The 15,779-nt window shown below is 72.4% G+C and carries 10 protein-coding genes; 8 read left to right on the forward strand and 2 right to left on the reverse strand.

The features are described 5' to 3' along the window. Positions 1-91: 91 nt before the first annotated feature. Entirely contained in the window at positions 92-1,273 is a 1,182-nt protein-coding gene (locus QSJ33_RS05145; RefSeq protein WP_285723490.1) for an ATP-grasp domain-containing protein, read from the reverse strand. A 142-nt stretch (positions 1,274-1,415) separates the two neighbouring features. Between QSJ33_RS05145 and QSJ33_RS05150 the strand changes: the two genes are divergently transcribed. Next, positions 1,416-2,048 (forward strand): tetratricopeptide repeat protein, encoded by a 633-nt coding sequence (locus QSJ33_RS05150; RefSeq protein ID WP_285723491.1) that lies wholly within the window; start codon positions 1,416-1,418, stop codon positions 2,046-2,048. A 28-nt stretch (positions 2,049-2,076) separates the two neighbouring features. After that, positions 2,077-2,769: a dethiobiotin synthase gene (gene bioD, locus QSJ33_RS05155; protein ID WP_285723492.1), complete on the forward strand. Its 693-nt coding sequence runs from the start codon at positions 2,077-2,079 to the stop codon at positions 2,767-2,769. A gap of 45 nt (positions 2,770-2,814) precedes the next feature. On the opposite strand, the gene QSJ33_RS05160 is transcribed toward bioD, so the two are convergent. After that, positions 2,815-4,500, reverse strand: a complete 1,686-nt coding sequence (locus tag QSJ33_RS05160; protein WP_285723493.1) for a hypothetical protein — start codon at positions 4,498-4,500, stop codon at positions 2,815-2,817. 630 nt (positions 4,501-5,130) lie between these two features. Between QSJ33_RS05160 and QSJ33_RS05165 the strand changes: the two genes are divergently transcribed. The 6 genes from QSJ33_RS05165 to QSJ33_RS05190 all read left to right on the forward strand — a co-directional run bounded on the left by QSJ33_RS05165 (position 5,131) and on the right by QSJ33_RS05190 (position 15,765). After that, the gene (locus QSJ33_RS05165) at positions 5,131-6,993 is read left to right on the forward strand and encodes a hypothetical protein (RefSeq protein WP_285723494.1); all 1,863 of its coding nucleotides are present in this window, start codon (positions 5,131-5,133) and stop codon (positions 6,991-6,993) included. A gap of 24 nt (positions 6,994-7,017) precedes the next feature. Continuing rightward, the gene (locus tag QSJ33_RS05170; protein WP_285723495.1) at positions 7,018-8,439 is read left to right on the forward strand and encodes an aspartate aminotransferase family protein; all 1,422 of its coding nucleotides are present in this window, start codon (positions 7,018-7,020) and stop codon (positions 8,437-8,439) included. Next, positions 8,439-10,343 carry a TonB-dependent receptor gene (locus QSJ33_RS05175; RefSeq protein ID WP_285723496.1) on the forward strand — a complete coding sequence of 635 codons (1,905 nt, stop codon included), beginning with the start codon at positions 8,439-8,441 and terminating at the stop codon, positions 10,341-10,343. Before QSJ33_RS05170 ends, QSJ33_RS05175 begins: the two co-directional genes overlap by 1 nt. A 35-nt stretch (positions 10,344-10,378) precedes the next feature. Continuing rightward, positions 10,379-11,398 carry a fumarylacetoacetate hydrolase family protein gene (locus tag QSJ33_RS05180; protein ID WP_285723497.1) on the forward strand — a complete coding sequence of 340 codons (1,020 nt, stop codon included), beginning with the start codon at positions 10,379-10,381 and terminating at the stop codon, positions 11,396-11,398. 111 nt (positions 11,399-11,509) lie between these two features. Next, a complete protein-coding gene (locus QSJ33_RS05185; protein ID WP_285723498.1) occupies positions 11,510-12,370 on the forward strand; it encodes a flavin reductase family protein in 861 nt (286 codons plus the stop codon). Between the two features lie 77 nt (positions 12,371-12,447). Beyond that, a complete protein-coding gene (locus QSJ33_RS05190) occupies positions 12,448-15,765 on the forward strand; it encodes a PAS domain S-box protein (RefSeq protein WP_285723499.1) in 3,318 nt (1,105 codons plus the stop codon). The last annotated feature ends 14 nt before the right edge of the window (positions 15,766-15,779 follow it).

The following is a 15,779-nucleotide window of genomic DNA, read 5'->3' on the forward strand; positions in this document are numbered from 1 at the left end:
GGGATGCCGCGGGAACGAGGCCCTGGCACCTGACCTGGGTATCGGCCATCGGCCGCGCCATCATGATTTTTCCAACCCCTTCCGAGCGCCCTCAGGGGGTCGGTTCGCGGGGGCAAGCATAGCGGGACAGATCCTCGCCGAGGATCCCCCGCAGGGACGGGAGCTCGTCCTCCGGCAGTTCCAGGAACAGGAAGGCGAAGACGGGGTGGCGGGTGAAGTCCACCTTCCGGAGTTCGAGGACCCCGTGGAAACGGGCCAGGAAGGCCTCGTAGTCGACGGATTCGAGGGTGGCGGGGTCCACCCGGGAGGGCAGGTCCGCCACCACCAGCGCGAAGACCTTCCCCTCCCGCTCCGGGAGGATGCGCTCCCAGTCCGGAACGCGGCCCTCCAGGAAGCAGGCGTAGGGGTTGAGCCCGTACGCGTGGTGGGCCATGTCCGCCACGCACCACCCGGCGAACCGCAGGGGGTTCACCTCGATGGGGGCGATGCGGCCGTCCGCCCCGACCCGCAGTTCCGCGTGGACCGGGAAATCCCGCAGCCCCGCCCGGCGGCCCACCTCCTCGAGGAAGGCGGCGAAGGGCTCGCGCCACCGGCGGATGAGGGCAGGCAAGGTGTAGTACACCCGGTCGCTCACGTCCTCCTCCGAGGCGAAGAGGTGGCCGAGGATGTCCAGGATCACCACCCGCCCCTCGGCGTCGTAGTAGGCATCCACGGCGAACTCCTCGCCCTCGATCACCTCCTCCACGATGAACCGGTCGAAGTCCACCACCTGGCCGGGGTACAGGCTCCCCTGGCGCCGGGCCGCCTCCGCGAGTTCCGCCGCCACGCCGGGCCAGGCCGCGGGATCCCGGACCACCCGCACCCCCAGGCTGAAGAAGCCCACGGCGGGCTTCACCACGAACGGCGCCGGAATGGACCGGGGATCGAAGCGGGCGAGCCCCTCCAGATCCACCCCCGCGAAGCGGTAGTCCGGGTAGAGGTCCGCCAGCATCTCGCGGAACCGGAGCTTGTCCTTGAAGCGGGCGATCCGCCCGGGGAGCGCCGTGGCGCCCAGGTGCCGGGCCACCCACCCGATGGCGTGCTCCGAGTTGGCGTAGATCCGGGGATGCCCTCCGCCCGTGAAGGCCTCCGCGAAGGCATCGTCCCCCCACAGCCGCAGCCCCGTGCCTGCGAGGGCCTGCCTGGCCATGGGCGTGTCCAGGACCGGGGCCCCCAGGTCCAGCGCAGCGCGCTTCAGCAGGTCCGACACGTAGGGTTCTTCCAGAATGAACACGGGCGCCCTTCCTCGATGCCACGCCGCAGGGGGCGGCCGCACTCCCCGAGGCTAACCCGGCCGGACTCCCGGAAAGGCGCAACTGTGACTGGCCCCGTTCCCCTCCTGTGGGAGAATCCCCAGTCGCATGGAAGGAGCCCCCATGAACCGGAACATCCTCCTCGCCCTCGCCGGCGGTCTCGTGGTCGGAGGCCTCATCGGCTACTTCATCGGCGCCAGCAGCGGCTCGGGTTCCTCCACCGTCGTGGCGGCCGCCGTGCCGGCGGCGACCGCGGCCCCCGCCATGCCCGGCGGGATGCCCGGGGCCGCGCCCGGCATGACGCCGCCGGGGGCCATGCCGCCCAGCGCCGTGCAGCAGCAGAACATCGCCGGCCTGGAACGCGCCACCCTCCAGGATCCGAAGAACCGGGCCGCCTGGGTGGAGCTGGGCAACGCCTACTTCGATTCGAACCAGGCCCAGAAGGCCGTCACCGCCTATGCCAAGGCCCTCGCCCTCCAGGGCGACGACCCCAACGTGCTCACCGACCAGGGTGTGATGTTCCGCGAGCTGGGCCAGTTCGACAAGGCCGTGGCCAACTTCCAGAAGGCCCAGAAGCTGGATCCCAAGCACCTCCAGAGCCTCTTCAACCTGGGCATCGTGTACGCCAACGACCTCCACAAGCTGCCGGAGGCCCAGGCGGCCTGGAACCGGATCATCACCCTCGCCCCCGACAGCCAGCAGGCGGGACAGGCCCGCCAGGCCCTGGCCCAGCTCAAGACCGGCACCCCGCGCTGATCTGAACCCGACGGACGCCACCGAACCCGTGCTGAACCTCGCCGACCTCCCCAGCCCCCTCTGGGTCCTCGGAACCGGCACCGGCGTGGGCAAGACCCACGTGTCCGGCCGCATCGCCCGGGCCTGGTCCGCCTGGGCCCCCGTGACCTACCGCAAGCCCTTCCAGACCGGCGTGGACCGGCCGGACCACCCCGAGGCCGATGCCAGCGCCATCACCGGCCCTGGCATCACCGCCGAGAGCCACGTCCTCCTGGAGGCGCCCCTTTCCCCCCTGGCGGCGGCCCGGCGGGAAGGGCGCACCCTCGATCTCGACGGCACCGCCGCATGGTGCCGCCGCCCTGCCGAGGGACGGCTCCTCCTGGAAGGCGTGGGCGGCCTCATGGTGCCCCTCGCCCCGGGCCTCCACTTCCTCGCCTGGGCCTCGAACTGGGACGCCCCGCCCGCGCTCCCCGTCCCCGGCAGCGCCTCCGGCGCCTGCCTGCGGCCCCAGGACCGGGGCCGGATCCCCTGCGTGCTCGTGGCCCTCGCGGGCCTCGGCACCCTCAACCACACCCTGCTTTCCGCCGAGGCGCTCATGCTGCGCGGCTGGCGCATCGAGGCGGTCATCCTCAACCCCGGCGCCGATGGCACCGAGGCCGCCACCGCCCAGGAGAACGCGGCCATCCTGCGGGAGTTCCTGCCGGTGCCGGTGGAGCTGCTCGACGGAGGGGGCGCCGCATGAGAAGGGCCGGCGCAGGATGCGCCGGCCCTCCGTACCGCTCCGGGATCACAGGGTGTCGGGAACCAGGGTCAGGTAGACTCCCGCCCAGCCGGCGGCCTCGGTGGCCATGCTCACGGTGATGGCAAGGCCCTTCCCCCGGAAGCCGTCGCGCTCGAGGCCCATCGCCGACACCGGGAGGGGCGTGAAGACGGTGGGATCCACGGCCGCGGGATCGATCAGGGAGCCGTCCATGCCGGTCTCCACCAGGGTCGCGATGGCCTGGTCCGTGGCCGGTCCCTTGCGGAGGTAGAGGCCATCGACCGGGTTCACGTAGGCCCCGTCCACGACGGTGCCCTTCCGGGCCTTGAAGGCCGCGTGGAAGTTCCGGTCCAGCAGGCAGCCGTCCACCAGGCCGGAGACCGCCACGAAGGAGGCGGAGCGCCAGCGGGCCGGCTCACCGGTCTCGTCGGATTCCCCGGTACCGGGAACCAGGCCGGAGAAGTTCCAGAAGACGAAGTCGTCGAACTGGGTGGGCGTCTTCGCGACCACCTTCGTGGCGCCGGTGAGGATGTCGTGGACGAAGATCCCCTGGTGCACCGGCACCGTCGTCGCGAATCCATCGGGATAGGTTGCCTGGCAGTAGGCCAGGAGGTCCTTGTTCCCGTCCGTGGGGCACTGCAGGGTCAGGGCCCTGGTCTCGGTGCCCCAGGCGCCCCAGAAGGCCACGAAGCGGCCGTCGAAGGAGACCCCCTCCCCCAGCCGATTGAACCCGGTCCCCCTGGCCTCGCCGGGCACCTGGCCGCCGATCTTCACCAGCGGGAACAGGGGCGGCTTGGCCCACACCAGCGGCGCCAGGTAGATGCCGCCCTTGGTGGGGTTGTCCTCGTTGTCGAACCCGGCGAACACGGCCCAGAAGCCGGCCGCGCTCGGCGGGGCGGTGGAGCCGAACTTGGTGCAGGTTCCGGGAATGTACGTATCCGTGTCGGCGATGGGCACCACCGTCCGGGTGCCGCCCGCGGGCTCAAGCACGGAACCATCGGCCAGCGGCAGCGCGGCGTCCTTCAGGTTGCGGAAGTAGACGCCGGTCTTGCCGAGGGTGGCGCCCGGGTTGTCCGGATCGGGCACGCTGTAGTTCCCCTTGAACACGAGGGTGGCGCCGTTGGTCACGGCGGGCGCACCGGGGAACATGTCGAACTTGAGGCCCGGATTCCCGGGCACCCCGAGGTAGCCGAAGTCCGGCGCGTTGCCGAGGTTGCTGGCGCCGGCGATGAGCGGGCCGAAGGGGTTGGTGTAGATGCCGGTGGTCCCCACCCGGGTGTCCGTGCCATCCGGCAGCTGGTACTGCCACGTCGGCTGGTGGATCCCGCGGGAGGCCACGGTGGCGGCACGCATGTCGATGCGCGGAATGGACGGCGGTTCCACGAACCTCGAATCGAGGTTGTTCGGGTTCGGCACGCGGGTGGCCCGGTCGAAGATCGTCACCAGGGGCGTCCCCTGGGCCATGTCGCGGGTGAAGACGCCGTGGGCGGGTTCGCCCGTGCCCTTGCCGCCCTTGCTCCGGCCCCGGAACACGACCAGCTGGTTCATGTTCAGGGAGGGCTGGTTGAAGCTGTTGAACACCCGGGCGGCGGGGTCCCCGGGGACGAGGTCGCCGTTGTTCACCACCACCTGCCAGTCGAAGGGCGGGGCGGCCGCGAGCAGGGTGGATGCCCCCAGGACCAGCAGGAGCGTTCGAAGCGGGTTGTTATCCATCGGAGTGTCTCCTGGCCCGTGTCACCGGGTCCGGACGGGGAGACCGGGCCTTTCCTCCCCTGTCCGGCCTTGCGCCTGGCGATGGAGGCACGGGGTCCCCTGATCGGACCCGCCGCCCCCTGGACATCGAACCGGCCGGCCGCGATCGCTCCCGCGAGGCTCCCGCCGGGCGCAGGCGCCAAGCGGCGCTGCGACTTCCCTGGAGCCTCTGGGGTTCGCGTCATGACGGGCCTACCTGGGTTCAAAAGACGTGGTGAGCGAGTCAATCACCGGGCCCTTGGATCTGTCCATCAGAAAAGTGGATCTTTGCGTCTTTTTTCAAAGGACATGGAGGTCCAACCTACACTGCGACACGATCCACCAAGGCCCATCCTGGCCCTGGATGGCCGGAACCAGGCGGGATTCCACCGAGTCTCCGAGGTCCCTGCGCCCCTGCCGGGGGAGGCCCCGGAGCCTGCGTCCAGCGATCCCATCCCGCCGATCCCCGGGATGACCCGTACTCAAACGGCGCGGCCGAATCCCCGATGAGATCCCGTGACCAGGCCTCCTGATCACCTGCGCCCGGCCCCACGATCCGGGCATGTGCGGGCGTTCCGCCCCCCGCGGCGGGGCCCGCAGGAACGAGATCCCATGCCCACCCTCTCCCCGCGCCAGCGGTTCCTGATCGCCCTCCTGCTGGGCTCCGCGGGCTTCCTGGTCAACCTGCTCCGCTTCGAGATCTTCTTCAACGTCGACTTCATCTTCGGATCGGTCTTCGTGATGCTCGCGATCCTCCTCGCCGGCCCGGTGGCCGGGGTGATCGCCGCGGTGATCGCCGGCGGCGCGACCCTCGTCCTGTGGAATCACCCCTGGGCCCTCGTGATCGCGACGGCCGAGGCCCTGTGCGTGGGAGGGTTGCACTCGCGCCGATCCTGGGACCTGCTGCTGGCCGACCTCCTCTACTGGGTGGTCCTCGGGACCCCCATCGTCTGGGTGTGCTACCACCTCGTGCTGCACATCCAGCCCGAGACGACCCTCCTGATCATCCTGAAGCAGTCCGTCAACGGCATCGTCAACACCCTGCTGGCCTGCCTCCTCCACCTGAGCTGGCGGGCCCGGTCCCGCCCACGCGGAGGCCCCCGCCCCGCCTTCCGCAACGCGGTCTTCGTCACGCTGGTCTCCCTCGTGACCTTCCCCGCCCTCCTGTTCCTGGCGGCCTTCCTCCGGCGGGAGATCCGGAACGAGGAGCAGCTGCTGGCGAACCGGAGCGTCGAGCTGGACCGGGTGACCCGCCGGGCCCTCAACGACTGGATCGGGGACCGCCACCAGGCCATCGCCACCCTGGCGGCCCTGGTGGCCCGGCCGGACCTGGACGCCGCGGCCCGGCAGCAGGCCACGGACATCATCCGGACCGCCTCGCCGGCCTTCAGGCGTGTCGGCGTGCTGGATGACCGCGCCATCGTGACCGCCTACAGTCCCCTCCTCGACGACCAGGGCCGCACCGTGCTGGGGAGGGACTTCTCGGACCGCCCCTACATCCCGATCCTGAAGGAGACCCTCCGACCCCATGTGGCGGACCTCGCCATGGGACGGATCGGGCGTCCCGCGCCCATCTTCCCGCTGGTGGTGCCCATCCTCCGGAACGGCCGGTACGACGGCTACTGCATCGGCATCACCGACACCAACCTCGTCCGGGAGCTCCTCCAGACCATCGCCGGCCAGGGGAACGGCCAATTGACGCTCCTCGACCGGAAGGGGCTGGTCGTGTCCACCACCCGGACGGACCTGCCCGTCATGGCCGCGTTCCCGCCGGTGGAGGGGGAGGCGCGGCCGCTGGGCGAGGGGATCTGGCACCGGATCCCCATGGCCCGGCTCGGCCAGAGCCGCATGCAGCGCTGGCGCCACTCGCTCGTCGTCCGCGAGGGGCTCCTTGGCCCGGAGCTCCCCTGGAAGGTGGTGGTGGAACTGCCCTTCGCCCCCCTCATCGACACCCTGACCCGGATCAGCATCCTCGGCCTCGGGGCCCTTCTCCTCCTGATCCTCGGAACGGTGAGCCTGGCCCAGGTCCTCAGCCGCGGCTTCACCACCTCCGTCGCCCAGCTGGAGGCGGCCACCCGCGCCTTTCCCGCGCTCCTCGACAGCGACCCGGAGAAGCGCCTGATCCTTCCCGACAGCGGCATCGAGGAGATGCACCACCTGGCGCTCCGGTTCGACCAGATGGCGGAGGCCCTCCGCGCCTCCTTCCGCGAGTTGCGGGCCTTCAAGGACACCCTGGAACAGCGCGTCGTGGCCCGGACCGCCGAGCTCCAGACGGCCCTCGACACCATCCGGACCCTCCACGGGATCATCCCCATCTGCTCCTCGTGCAAGAAGATCCGGGACGACCATGGCGCCTGGAACCAGCTGGAGACCTACATCTCCCAGCACACCGACGCGGCCTTCACCCATGGCATCTGCCCGGAGTGCGCCAGGCGGTTCCTCGCGGACGCCCGTCGCGAGGACGCCGAGGGCTGAGCCGGGCTGGCCTACACTGGTGCCATGCCCACGCCCCTGCCCCACGACTGGACCGACCGACTGGCCCTGGACCGGGCCCACGTCTGGCATCCCTTCACCCAGATGAAGGTCCACGAGGTGGATCCGCCCGTCCCCGTCATCGGCGGCGAGGGCTGCGACCTCCTGCTGGCCGACGGGAGCCGGGTCCTGGACGGCATCTCCAGCTGGTGGACCTGCCTGCACGGCCACTGCCATCCCCGGCTCATGGGCGCCCTGGAGCGCCAGGCGGGGAAGCTGGACCACGTCCTCTTCGCCGGCTTCACCCACGAGCCCGCCCTCGAGCTGGTGGCGCGGCTCCGCCCGAAGCTCCCCCCGAACCTCACGCGGGCCTTCTTCTCCGACAACGGCAGCACGGCCGTGGAGGTGGCCCTGAAGATGGCCTTCCAGGCCCAGCTCCAGCGGGGCGAGGCGGGCCGCACGCGCTTCGGCGCCCTGCGGGAGGGCTACCACGGCGACACCCTGGGCGCCGTGGGCGTGGGCGAGCTGGACAACTTCATGACGGGCCTCTTCCGGCCCCTGCTGCTGGCTTGCGATCGGCTCGAGCTGCCGGAGGACCCGCGGCGCGAGCTGGACGCGGATCTCGCGGGCTGGCCCGAGCGCCTGGAAGCCGCCCGGGAGGCGGTCCGCGCCTACTTCGACGAGCACGGCGACCGGCTGGCCGCCTTCATCGCCGAGCCGCTGCTCCAGGCGGCGGGCGGCATGCGCATGTGGCCGCCGGAGCTGCTGCAGGAGCTGCGGGCCCAGTGCGACGCCCACGGCGTCTACCTCATCGCCGACGAAGTCATGACCGGGTTCGGCCGCACCGGCACCTTCCTGGCGTGCGACCAAGGAGGCTCCATCTCCGAGAGGGAAGCGAGCGGGAGCGAAGCGCCGCTTCACGATAGATGGAGGGGCGTCGCGCCGGACCTGCTCTGCCTCTCCAAGGGCCTCACGGGCGGCACGTTGCCCCTCTCCATGACCTGGGCCACGGAGGAGCTCTACGGCCACTTCTGGGGCGAACCGGCCTCGGGCCGGGCCTTCCTCCACGGCCACAGCTACACGGCCAATCCGCTCGCCTGCGCCGTGGCCTGCGCCAGCCTGGCCCTCTTCGACGACGAGCCCGTGCTGGCCAACGCGGCGGAGATCGCCACGGCCATGGCCGACGCCTTCCGGGAGCTGTCGGCGCACCCTGCCGTGCGCCAGGCCCGGGTCTTCGGCACCGTGGGCGCCTGCCGGCTGGTGGATCCGGCCACGGGGAGCCCGGACACGCTGGAGGCCCGGTACGGCTGGAAGCTCCACCGCCGCGCGCTGGAGCACGGCCTCCTGGTCCGCCCCGTGGGCGACTGCCTCTACCTGATGCCGCCCCTCTGCACGCCGCCGGCCCGGATCCGCGAGGCCGGCGAGACGCTGCGCGCGCTGCTGGGCTGATGCGCCCCCGGGCCGCGGCCGGCCTGGCCCTCCTCCTGGCGCCCGCCCTGGGGGCGCAGGCCCTCGTCTCGGGCGGCCTGCGGGGTACCGCCCGGTCCACCGACGGCACGCCCCTCGCCGGGGTGCGCCTCACGCTGGTGGAGACGGCCGCGAACCGCCGGCGGAGCCTCGTCACCGGCGCGGACGGCGCCTTCCGGTTCCGCGGCGTCGAGCCCGGCGTGTGCCGCCTGGAGGTGGCCGCCGGGGATTCCGGCGGCCAGCGGATCACGGGCCTGCGCATCCGCCCCGGCGCCGACACCGTGCTGGACGTGGAGCTCATGCCCATGGAGGCCGGGATGGTCCTCGACGTCGAGGCGCCGGATCCGCCGACGGACCCCTCGGAGACGGCCCTGGCCACCGACCTCCCGGGAGCGCTCCTGCGCGCCCTGCCCCTGCGCACGCGCGACCCCGCCGCCCTGGCGGACCTGGGCCCCTGGCCCGCGCCCCCCGCCGCGAACCTGCGGGTGGACGGCCTGGAGCTGGGCGCCGCCGGCCCGGGGCCGTCCCCCGTGGGCCTCGGCGCCCTGGAGGGGATCCGGATCCTCGCGGGGGGCGGCCCCGCGGACCAGCCCGGGGGCGCCGCCCTCCAGGCCGCGACCCGCGGCGGGGGCGACGCTTTCGAAGGCACGGCCCAGGCCCTGTGGGGCCCCGCCACCGGCTCCGCGGGAGACCGGCGGGAGGCGGAACTGGCGGTCGATGGTCCCCTGCGCCGCGACCGGCTGTTCTATGCCGCGGCAGCCGATCGCCAGGCGCCCGGCGACGGCTCCCGCACCACCCACGGCGCGCTGCGCCTGGACTGGCTGCCCGGCGACACGCAGCGGTGGACCCTCCGCGCCCTGGCGGCCGACGGCGGCGCCAGCGGCCGGGACGCGGCCCTGGCCCTGGCCCACCGGTGGACGCCCGCGCCGGGATTCGTCCACGCGTTCCGCCTCCAGAGCCACGCGGTCGAAGCCCCGGGCCTCGGCCCAGCGTGGTCCTGGGAGGCCGTGGACGCCCTGGCCCTCGACCTGGGCGCCCACGGCCTCCAGGCCGGGCTGGACCTCCAGCAGCTGCGCACGGACGCCCGGCCCGACGCGGCCTGGCGCCGGGCCGGCCTCTTCCTCCAGGACGACTGGCGCCTTGCGGAGCCATTCACCCTGCGCCTGGGCCTGCGGCGGGACCGGGAGGACACCGCGGAGGGCGGCCGGCGCGAAGCCACCTCGCCCCGCCTGGCCTTCAGCTGGCAGGCCTCGGCCCGGGTGCGGCTCTATGGCGGCCACGGCCGGTTCCTCGATCCCTCCCCCCTGGCCTCCTTCCAGCGGCTCCAGCCCCCCGCGCCACCGGACCGCCGGGAGAGCCACCTGGGCCTGGCCTTCCTCCCCCTCCCCGACCTGGTCCTCACCGCCGAGGCCCGGGACGCCGAGGGCCGCCTCCTCCCCGGCGGCAGCGACCGGGACCGCCTCCAGGGCCTGGCCCTCGGCGGGCGCTGGCAGGTGCGGGAGGCCCTCAACCTCGCCGCGAGCTGGACCGTGGCCCGCACCCGCACCGTCGGGCCCCTCGGCCCGCAGGACGGCACCCTGCGGCGGCTCCGCCTCTGGGCCGCCTGGGACACCCGCGACCTGGCCGCCCCCTGGGCCCGGGACTGGACCCTGGCCCTCGTGGGCCGCCTCCAGTCGGGCCCGCCGGAGGCCCCGCCCGGCCCCGTGCGGGCGCCGGGGGGCTCGGCCGTTCTCGACCTCCGGATCGCCAGGGCCCTCCCCGCGTCCTCCGGCCGGTTCGAAGTGCTCCTGGACGCCTTCGACCTCCTGGACCGCACACGGCCCGCCACCGCCCTGCCCGCCGACGCAGGCCGCCGCATCCAGATCGGGGTCCGGGCCCGCTTCTAGATGTCGGTACACTGGAGCCTTTGGCGGAGTGTTCGATGAAGCTCGTGACGTTTCTCCACCGGGACCAGGAGCGGATCGGCGTCGTGCTGGAGGACGGCCGGATCCTCGACTTCGGCGCGGCCGACGCGCGCCTGGCCGTGGACATGCTCACCCTCATCCGCCGCCAGGACGAGCTGCTGCCCCTGGCGCGGGCCCTGGCCGCCGCACCGCCGGCCGCCGCCCTCCACGACGCCGGCGCCGTCCGCCTGCTGGCCCCCGTGCCCCGGCCCGTCTCCATGCGCGACGGCTACGCCTTCCGCCAGCACGTGGCCACGGCCCGGCGCAACCGGGGGCTGGAGATGATCCCCGAGTTCGACCTCTTCCCCGTCACCTACTTCACCAACCACCTGGCCGTCACCGGCCCCGGCGAGGTGCAGGTGCAGGACCACCACCTGACCCGCCTCGACTTCGAGCTGGAGGTCGCCGTCGTCACCGGACGGCCCCTGCGCAACGCCACCCTGGCGGAGGCCGACGCGGCCATCTTCGGCTACATGGTGATGAACGACTGGAGCGCCCGCATGCTCCAGATGGAGGAGATGAAGCTCTCCCTGGGCCCCTGCAAGGGCAAGGACTTCGCCACGAGCCTGGGCCCCTGGCTGGTCACGAAGGACGAGCTGGCGCTCAAGGCCACGCCCCGGGGCGAGGTGCTCCACGCCGCCATGACCTGCCATGTGAATGGACAGCTGCTGTCGCAGGGCAACGCCGACAGCATGAACTGGACCTTCGCCCAGATCCTCCAGCGCACCAGCTACGGCATCCAGATGCACCCGGGCGAGGTCATCGGCAGCGGCACCGTGGGGACCGGCTGCCTGCTGGAGCTGAACGGCTCCAAGGTCACGGACAACCTCTGGCTGAAGGCCGGCGACGAGGTCGTGATGACCATCGAGGGCCTGGGCACGCTCGTGAACACCGTCGTCCACGTGCCCGAGCGGCTGGACGGCGTGACGCCGAGCCTCCTCGACGGCACGCTGCCCGATCTCTACGCCGGCACGCCCGCCGGCGAGGCCGGGGACTGACATGAACGAGGGGAGACCGCCCAGTCGCTTCGCGCCCTCTGCCTCCCCCCTCGTGCACCCCCACGTGGTGACCGGGCGAAGCCCGGCCACCACGTCTGACCCGGAGGCCCCGTGAGCGTCCGCACGATCCTCCCCGAGCGCCTCAGCCCCGCCGAGACCAACGCCCTGCTCTGCGGCGGCGTGGCCCCGCGACCCATCGCCCTGGCCAGCACGATCTCCAAGGACGGCATCCGGAACCTCTCGCCCTTCAGCTTCTTCAACGCCTTCGGCAGCAACCCGCCCATGGTGGCCTTCGCCCCCAACCGCCGGGCCCGGGACGGCAGCGTGAAGCACACCTACCTGAACGCCGTGGCCACCGGGGAGTTCGTCATCGCGGCCGTGAGCCACGCCATGCTCCATCAGATGAACGTGGCCAGCGCCGAATGGCCGGACGGCGTGGACGAGTTCCCCAAGTGCGGCCTCACGCCCCTGCCCGCGACCCACGTGAAGCCCGCGCTCGTGGCCGAGAGCCCCTTCCAGATGGAGTGCCGCCTGCACCAGGTGGTGGAGCTGGGCACGGGGCCCGGCTCCGGCCTCATGCTCATCGGCGAGGTGCTGGCCTTCCACGCCCGCGAGGACGCCTTCGTGGACGGCCTGCTGCATCCGGACCGCCTCGACCTGGTGGGCCGCAACGGCGGCGCCTTCTACACCCGGGCCAGCGGCGCGGCGGTCTTCGAGGTGCCCAAGCCCGCCGGAAGGCCCCTGGGCTACGACGCCCTGCCCGAGGCCCTGAAGGCCAGCCGCATCCTCACGGGCAACGACCTGGGACAGCTGGCCAACAGTCCGGCGCTCCCTGACCTGGCCGCCGCGGAGCGCCGGCCCGGGGACCCCGCGGATCCCGAGGGCCTGGAACGGGCCCTCCAGGCCGCCCTGGCCGCGGAGGATCTGGCCGAGGCCTGGCGCCTGGCGGCGCTGCGCCTGCGGGGGGCCTGAGCCCCGGCGGGCTGTTCCGACACCGGATTACTGCCACCGGCCGGGCCGGCCGATAGGGCGGAAGATGCGCTGAAGCCATGTCCCGTCCCGTCCCATGGTCCCTCCGTTCCCAGCTCCTCGCGCTGGTGGCCGTGGCCGTGCTTCCGGCCCTCCTCCTCGTCCTGGTCTCCGGCCCGGGCCGCCAGACCCTGGGCCAGAGCCTGATCATGGCCCTGATCGCCGGGCTGATCGCGGTGGCCCTGGCGGGATGGCTCGGGCGCCGCATCCTGGCGCCCCTTCGGGCCAGCGAGGAACACCACCGCATCCTCTTCCGGGAGGCGCCCGTCGGCATCTTCCGCTTCGATCCCCAGGGGGTCATCCAGGACTGCAATCCGGCCTTCGCGGCCATCCTGGGCGCCCCGCTGGAGGCCGTCCTCGGCCTGTCCATCCCCCAGCGGGTCGAGCATCCGGGCGTGCGGAGCGCCGTGGAGGAGGCCCTCCGGGGGCACATCGGCCACGAGGAGGGCGAGTACGTCTCCGTCACCGGCCGGCGCCGCTCCGTGGCGCGGCTCATCACCTATCCCCTCACCGGGGATGACGGCCGCCCGCTGGGCGGCATCGGCATCGTGGAGGACGTCACCGAGCGCCGCCGGGTGGAGACCGCCCTGCGCGAGAGCGAGGCCCGCCTGGACCTCTTCTTCAGCCAATCCCTCGACGCCTACTACATCGCCACCCTGGACGAGCCCCTCCGCTACGACGGGGAGGCCGGCACCGCCGAGGGGGTGGCGGCCGCCCTGGACCGCCAGCGCATCACCCGCGCCAACCTGGCCCTGGCCGCCCAGCTGGGGGTCGCCAAGGCCGACCTGGACCACTGGACCTTCCGGGACCTCTTCCGCCACGATCCGGCGGCCGCGCCCGGCGACGCGGCCGAGCTGATCGGGCAGGGCCACCTGCGGCGCGAGCTCCACCAGATCCGGCCGGACGGCCGGGAGCTCTGGGTCGAGTGGGACTGCATCTGCTACTTCGATGGAGAGGGCCGGATCTCCGGCCACTTCGGCATCCGCCGCGACATCTCGGAACGCCGACGCACGGAGGACGTGCTCCGGGAGAGCGAGCAGCGCACCCGGATGCTCTTCGACGCGGTGAACGACGCCATCTTCGTCCACGACCTGGAGACCGGGGCGATCCTGGACGCGAACGCCCGGGTCCTGGAGATGTACGGGTACTCCCGGCGGGAACTGCTCTGCATGGATGTCGCGGATCTCAGCGCGGGGCTGCCGCCCTATTCCCAGGCCGAGGCCATGGCCTGGATCCGGAAAGCCCAGCGGGAGGGTCCCCAGGTCTTCGAATGGCGGGCGAAGCACCGGTCGGGGAAGGTCTTCTGGGCCGAGGTGAACATGCGCCGGGCCTTCATCGGCGCCGAGGAGCGCCTGCTGGTGGCCGTGCGCGACATTGATTCCCGGAAGGCCGCCGAGGCGGCCCTCCGGGACTCGGAAGAGCGCTACCTGGGCCTGTTCCTGAACTCGCCGGATGCCATCTTCTGGATCGGTGTCCGGGAGGACGGGGGCTTCATCCTGGAGAGCATCAACCCGGCCCAGGAGGCCTCCCTGGGCCGGACCGCCGCGGAGGTCGTGGGACGGGAACTCTCCGACTGGCTGCCCGAGGAGCTCGCGGCCCAGCTCACGGGCAACTACCGGCGCTGCGTGGCCGGGGGGCGACCCACCACCTACGAGGAGACCGCCGACCTGGGCCAGGGCCGGCGCATCTACCAGACCCTCCTCGTGCCCATCCGGAATGCCACCGGCCGCATCCACCGGATCGCCGGCATCAGCACCGACATCACGGAACGGCGGCGCTCGGAGGAGGACCGGCAGGAGAGCGAGCGGCTCTTCCGGCTGCTCTTCGAGCGCTCCGGGGACGCCAACCTCCTCATCGACGGCGACCGCTTCGTGGACTGCAACCAGGCCACGGTGGAGATCCTCGGGGCCGCGGACAAGTCCGCCGTGTTGGGGACCCACCCCTCGGACCTGTCGCCGCCCTTCCAGCCGGACGGACGGCCCTCGCGGGAGAAGGCGGACGAGATCCTCGCCCTGGCCCACCGGCAGGGGAGCCACCACTTCGAATGGACCCACCGGCGGGTCGATGGCACCGACTTCCCGGTGGAGGTACTGCTCACCGCCGTCCCGTGGAAGGGCAAGGAGATCCTCCACACCACCTGGCGCGACCGCACCGAGACCCATCGCGCGGACCGGGAGCGCCGGCAGCTGGAGGCCCAGATCCAGCAGGCCCAGAAGCTGGAGAGCCTGGGCGTGCTGGCCGGAGGCATCGCCCACGACTTCAACAACCTGCTCACGGCCGTCCTGGGGAACCTGAACCTGGCCCAGTTCAGCCTGAGTCCCGAGGCCCCCGCCACCCCCTTCCTGGAGCACGCGGAGAAGGCCGTCCAGAAGGCCTCGGACCTCACCCGCCAGATGCTCGCCTACTCGGGCCGGGGCCGGTTCGTGGTGAAGCTCCACGACGTCAACGAGGTGGTCCAGGAGATGGCCCACCTCCTCCAGGTCTCCATCTCCAAGAAGGCCGAGCTCAAGCTGGAGCTGGCGCCGGAGCTCCCCCCCATCGAGGCGGATGGGGCGCAGTTCCAGCAGGTGGTGATGAACCTCGTGACCAACGCCTCCGATGCCCTGGGCGATTGCGAAGGCACCATCGCCATCACCACCGGCGCCGCGGATCTCGACGCCGCCTTCATCGCCGCCACCCTCCCCACGCAGAACCTGGAACCCGGGCGCTACGTGACGCTGGAAGTGCGCGACACGGGCCAGGGGATGAGCCCCGAGGTGATGGCGCGCATCTTCGACCCCTTCTTCACCACCAAGGCCACGGGCCGGGGGCTGGGACTCTCCGCCATGCTGGGCATCCTCCGCGGACACCGCGCGGGCCTGGAGATCCACAGCCAGGTGGACCGTGGCTCCTCCTTCAAGGCCTACTTCCCCGCCGCCCAGGGCCATGCCGACGCCGGGAAGGCCCTGGACCGCGCCGGGGAGGCGGAGCTGAAGGGCACCGTGCTCCTGGTGGACGACGAACCCGCCGTGCTCGACACCCTGGGACCAGCCCTGGAGACCCTCGGGTTCCGCGTGCTCCTGGCCCGGGACGGGGTCGAGGCCGTGGCCCGCTTCCAGGCGGACCCCGGCGCCATCGACCTCGTGCTGATGGACCTCACCATGCCCCGCATGGATGGCCGCGAGGCCTTCCAGGCCCTCCGCCGCATCCGGCCGGATGCGCGGGTGGTCCTCAGCAGTGGCTACACCGAGCAGGAGTCCGTGCGATCCATCATGGGCCAGGGGCTGGCCGGGTTCCTGCAGAAGCCCTACACCCTGCAGGCCCTCCGGGCGGCCCTGCAGAAGGCGCTGGAAGCCTGAGAGTGCCTAACAAA

It is taken from the genome of Geothrix rubra, from assembly GCF_030268065.1.
Lineage (GTDB): Bacteria > Acidobacteriota > Holophagae > Holophagales > Holophagaceae > Geothrix > Geothrix rubra.

What these genes read in the sequence shown, in the direction of transcription:
- QSJ33_RS05150 (WP_285723491.1), top strand. Translation starts at nt 1,416, where the DNA reads ATGAACCGGAACATCCTCCTCGCCCTCGCCGGCGGTCTCGTGGTCGGA.
- QSJ33_RS05160 (WP_285723493.1), bottom strand. Translation starts at nt 4,500, where the DNA reads ATGGATAACAACCCGCTTCGAACGCTCCTGCTGGTCCTGGGGGCATCC.
- QSJ33_RS05165 (WP_285723494.1), top strand. Translation starts at nt 5,131, where the DNA reads ATGCCCACCCTCTCCCCGCGCCAGCGGTTCCTGATCGCCCTCCTGCTG.
- QSJ33_RS05170 (WP_285723495.1), top strand. Translation starts at nt 7,018, where the DNA reads ATGCCCACGCCCCTGCCCCACGACTGGACCGACCGACTGGCCCTGGAC.
- QSJ33_RS05175 (WP_285723496.1), top strand. Translation starts at nt 8,439, where the DNA reads ATGCGCCCCCGGGCCGCGGCCGGCCTGGCCCTCCTCCTGGCGCCCGCC.
- QSJ33_RS05180 (WP_285723497.1), top strand. Translation starts at nt 10,379, where the DNA reads ATGAAGCTCGTGACGTTTCTCCACCGGGACCAGGAGCGGATCGGCGTC.
- QSJ33_RS05190 (WP_285723499.1), top strand. Translation starts at nt 12,448, where the DNA reads ATGTCCCGTCCCGTCCCATGGTCCCTCCGTTCCCAGCTCCTCGCGCTG.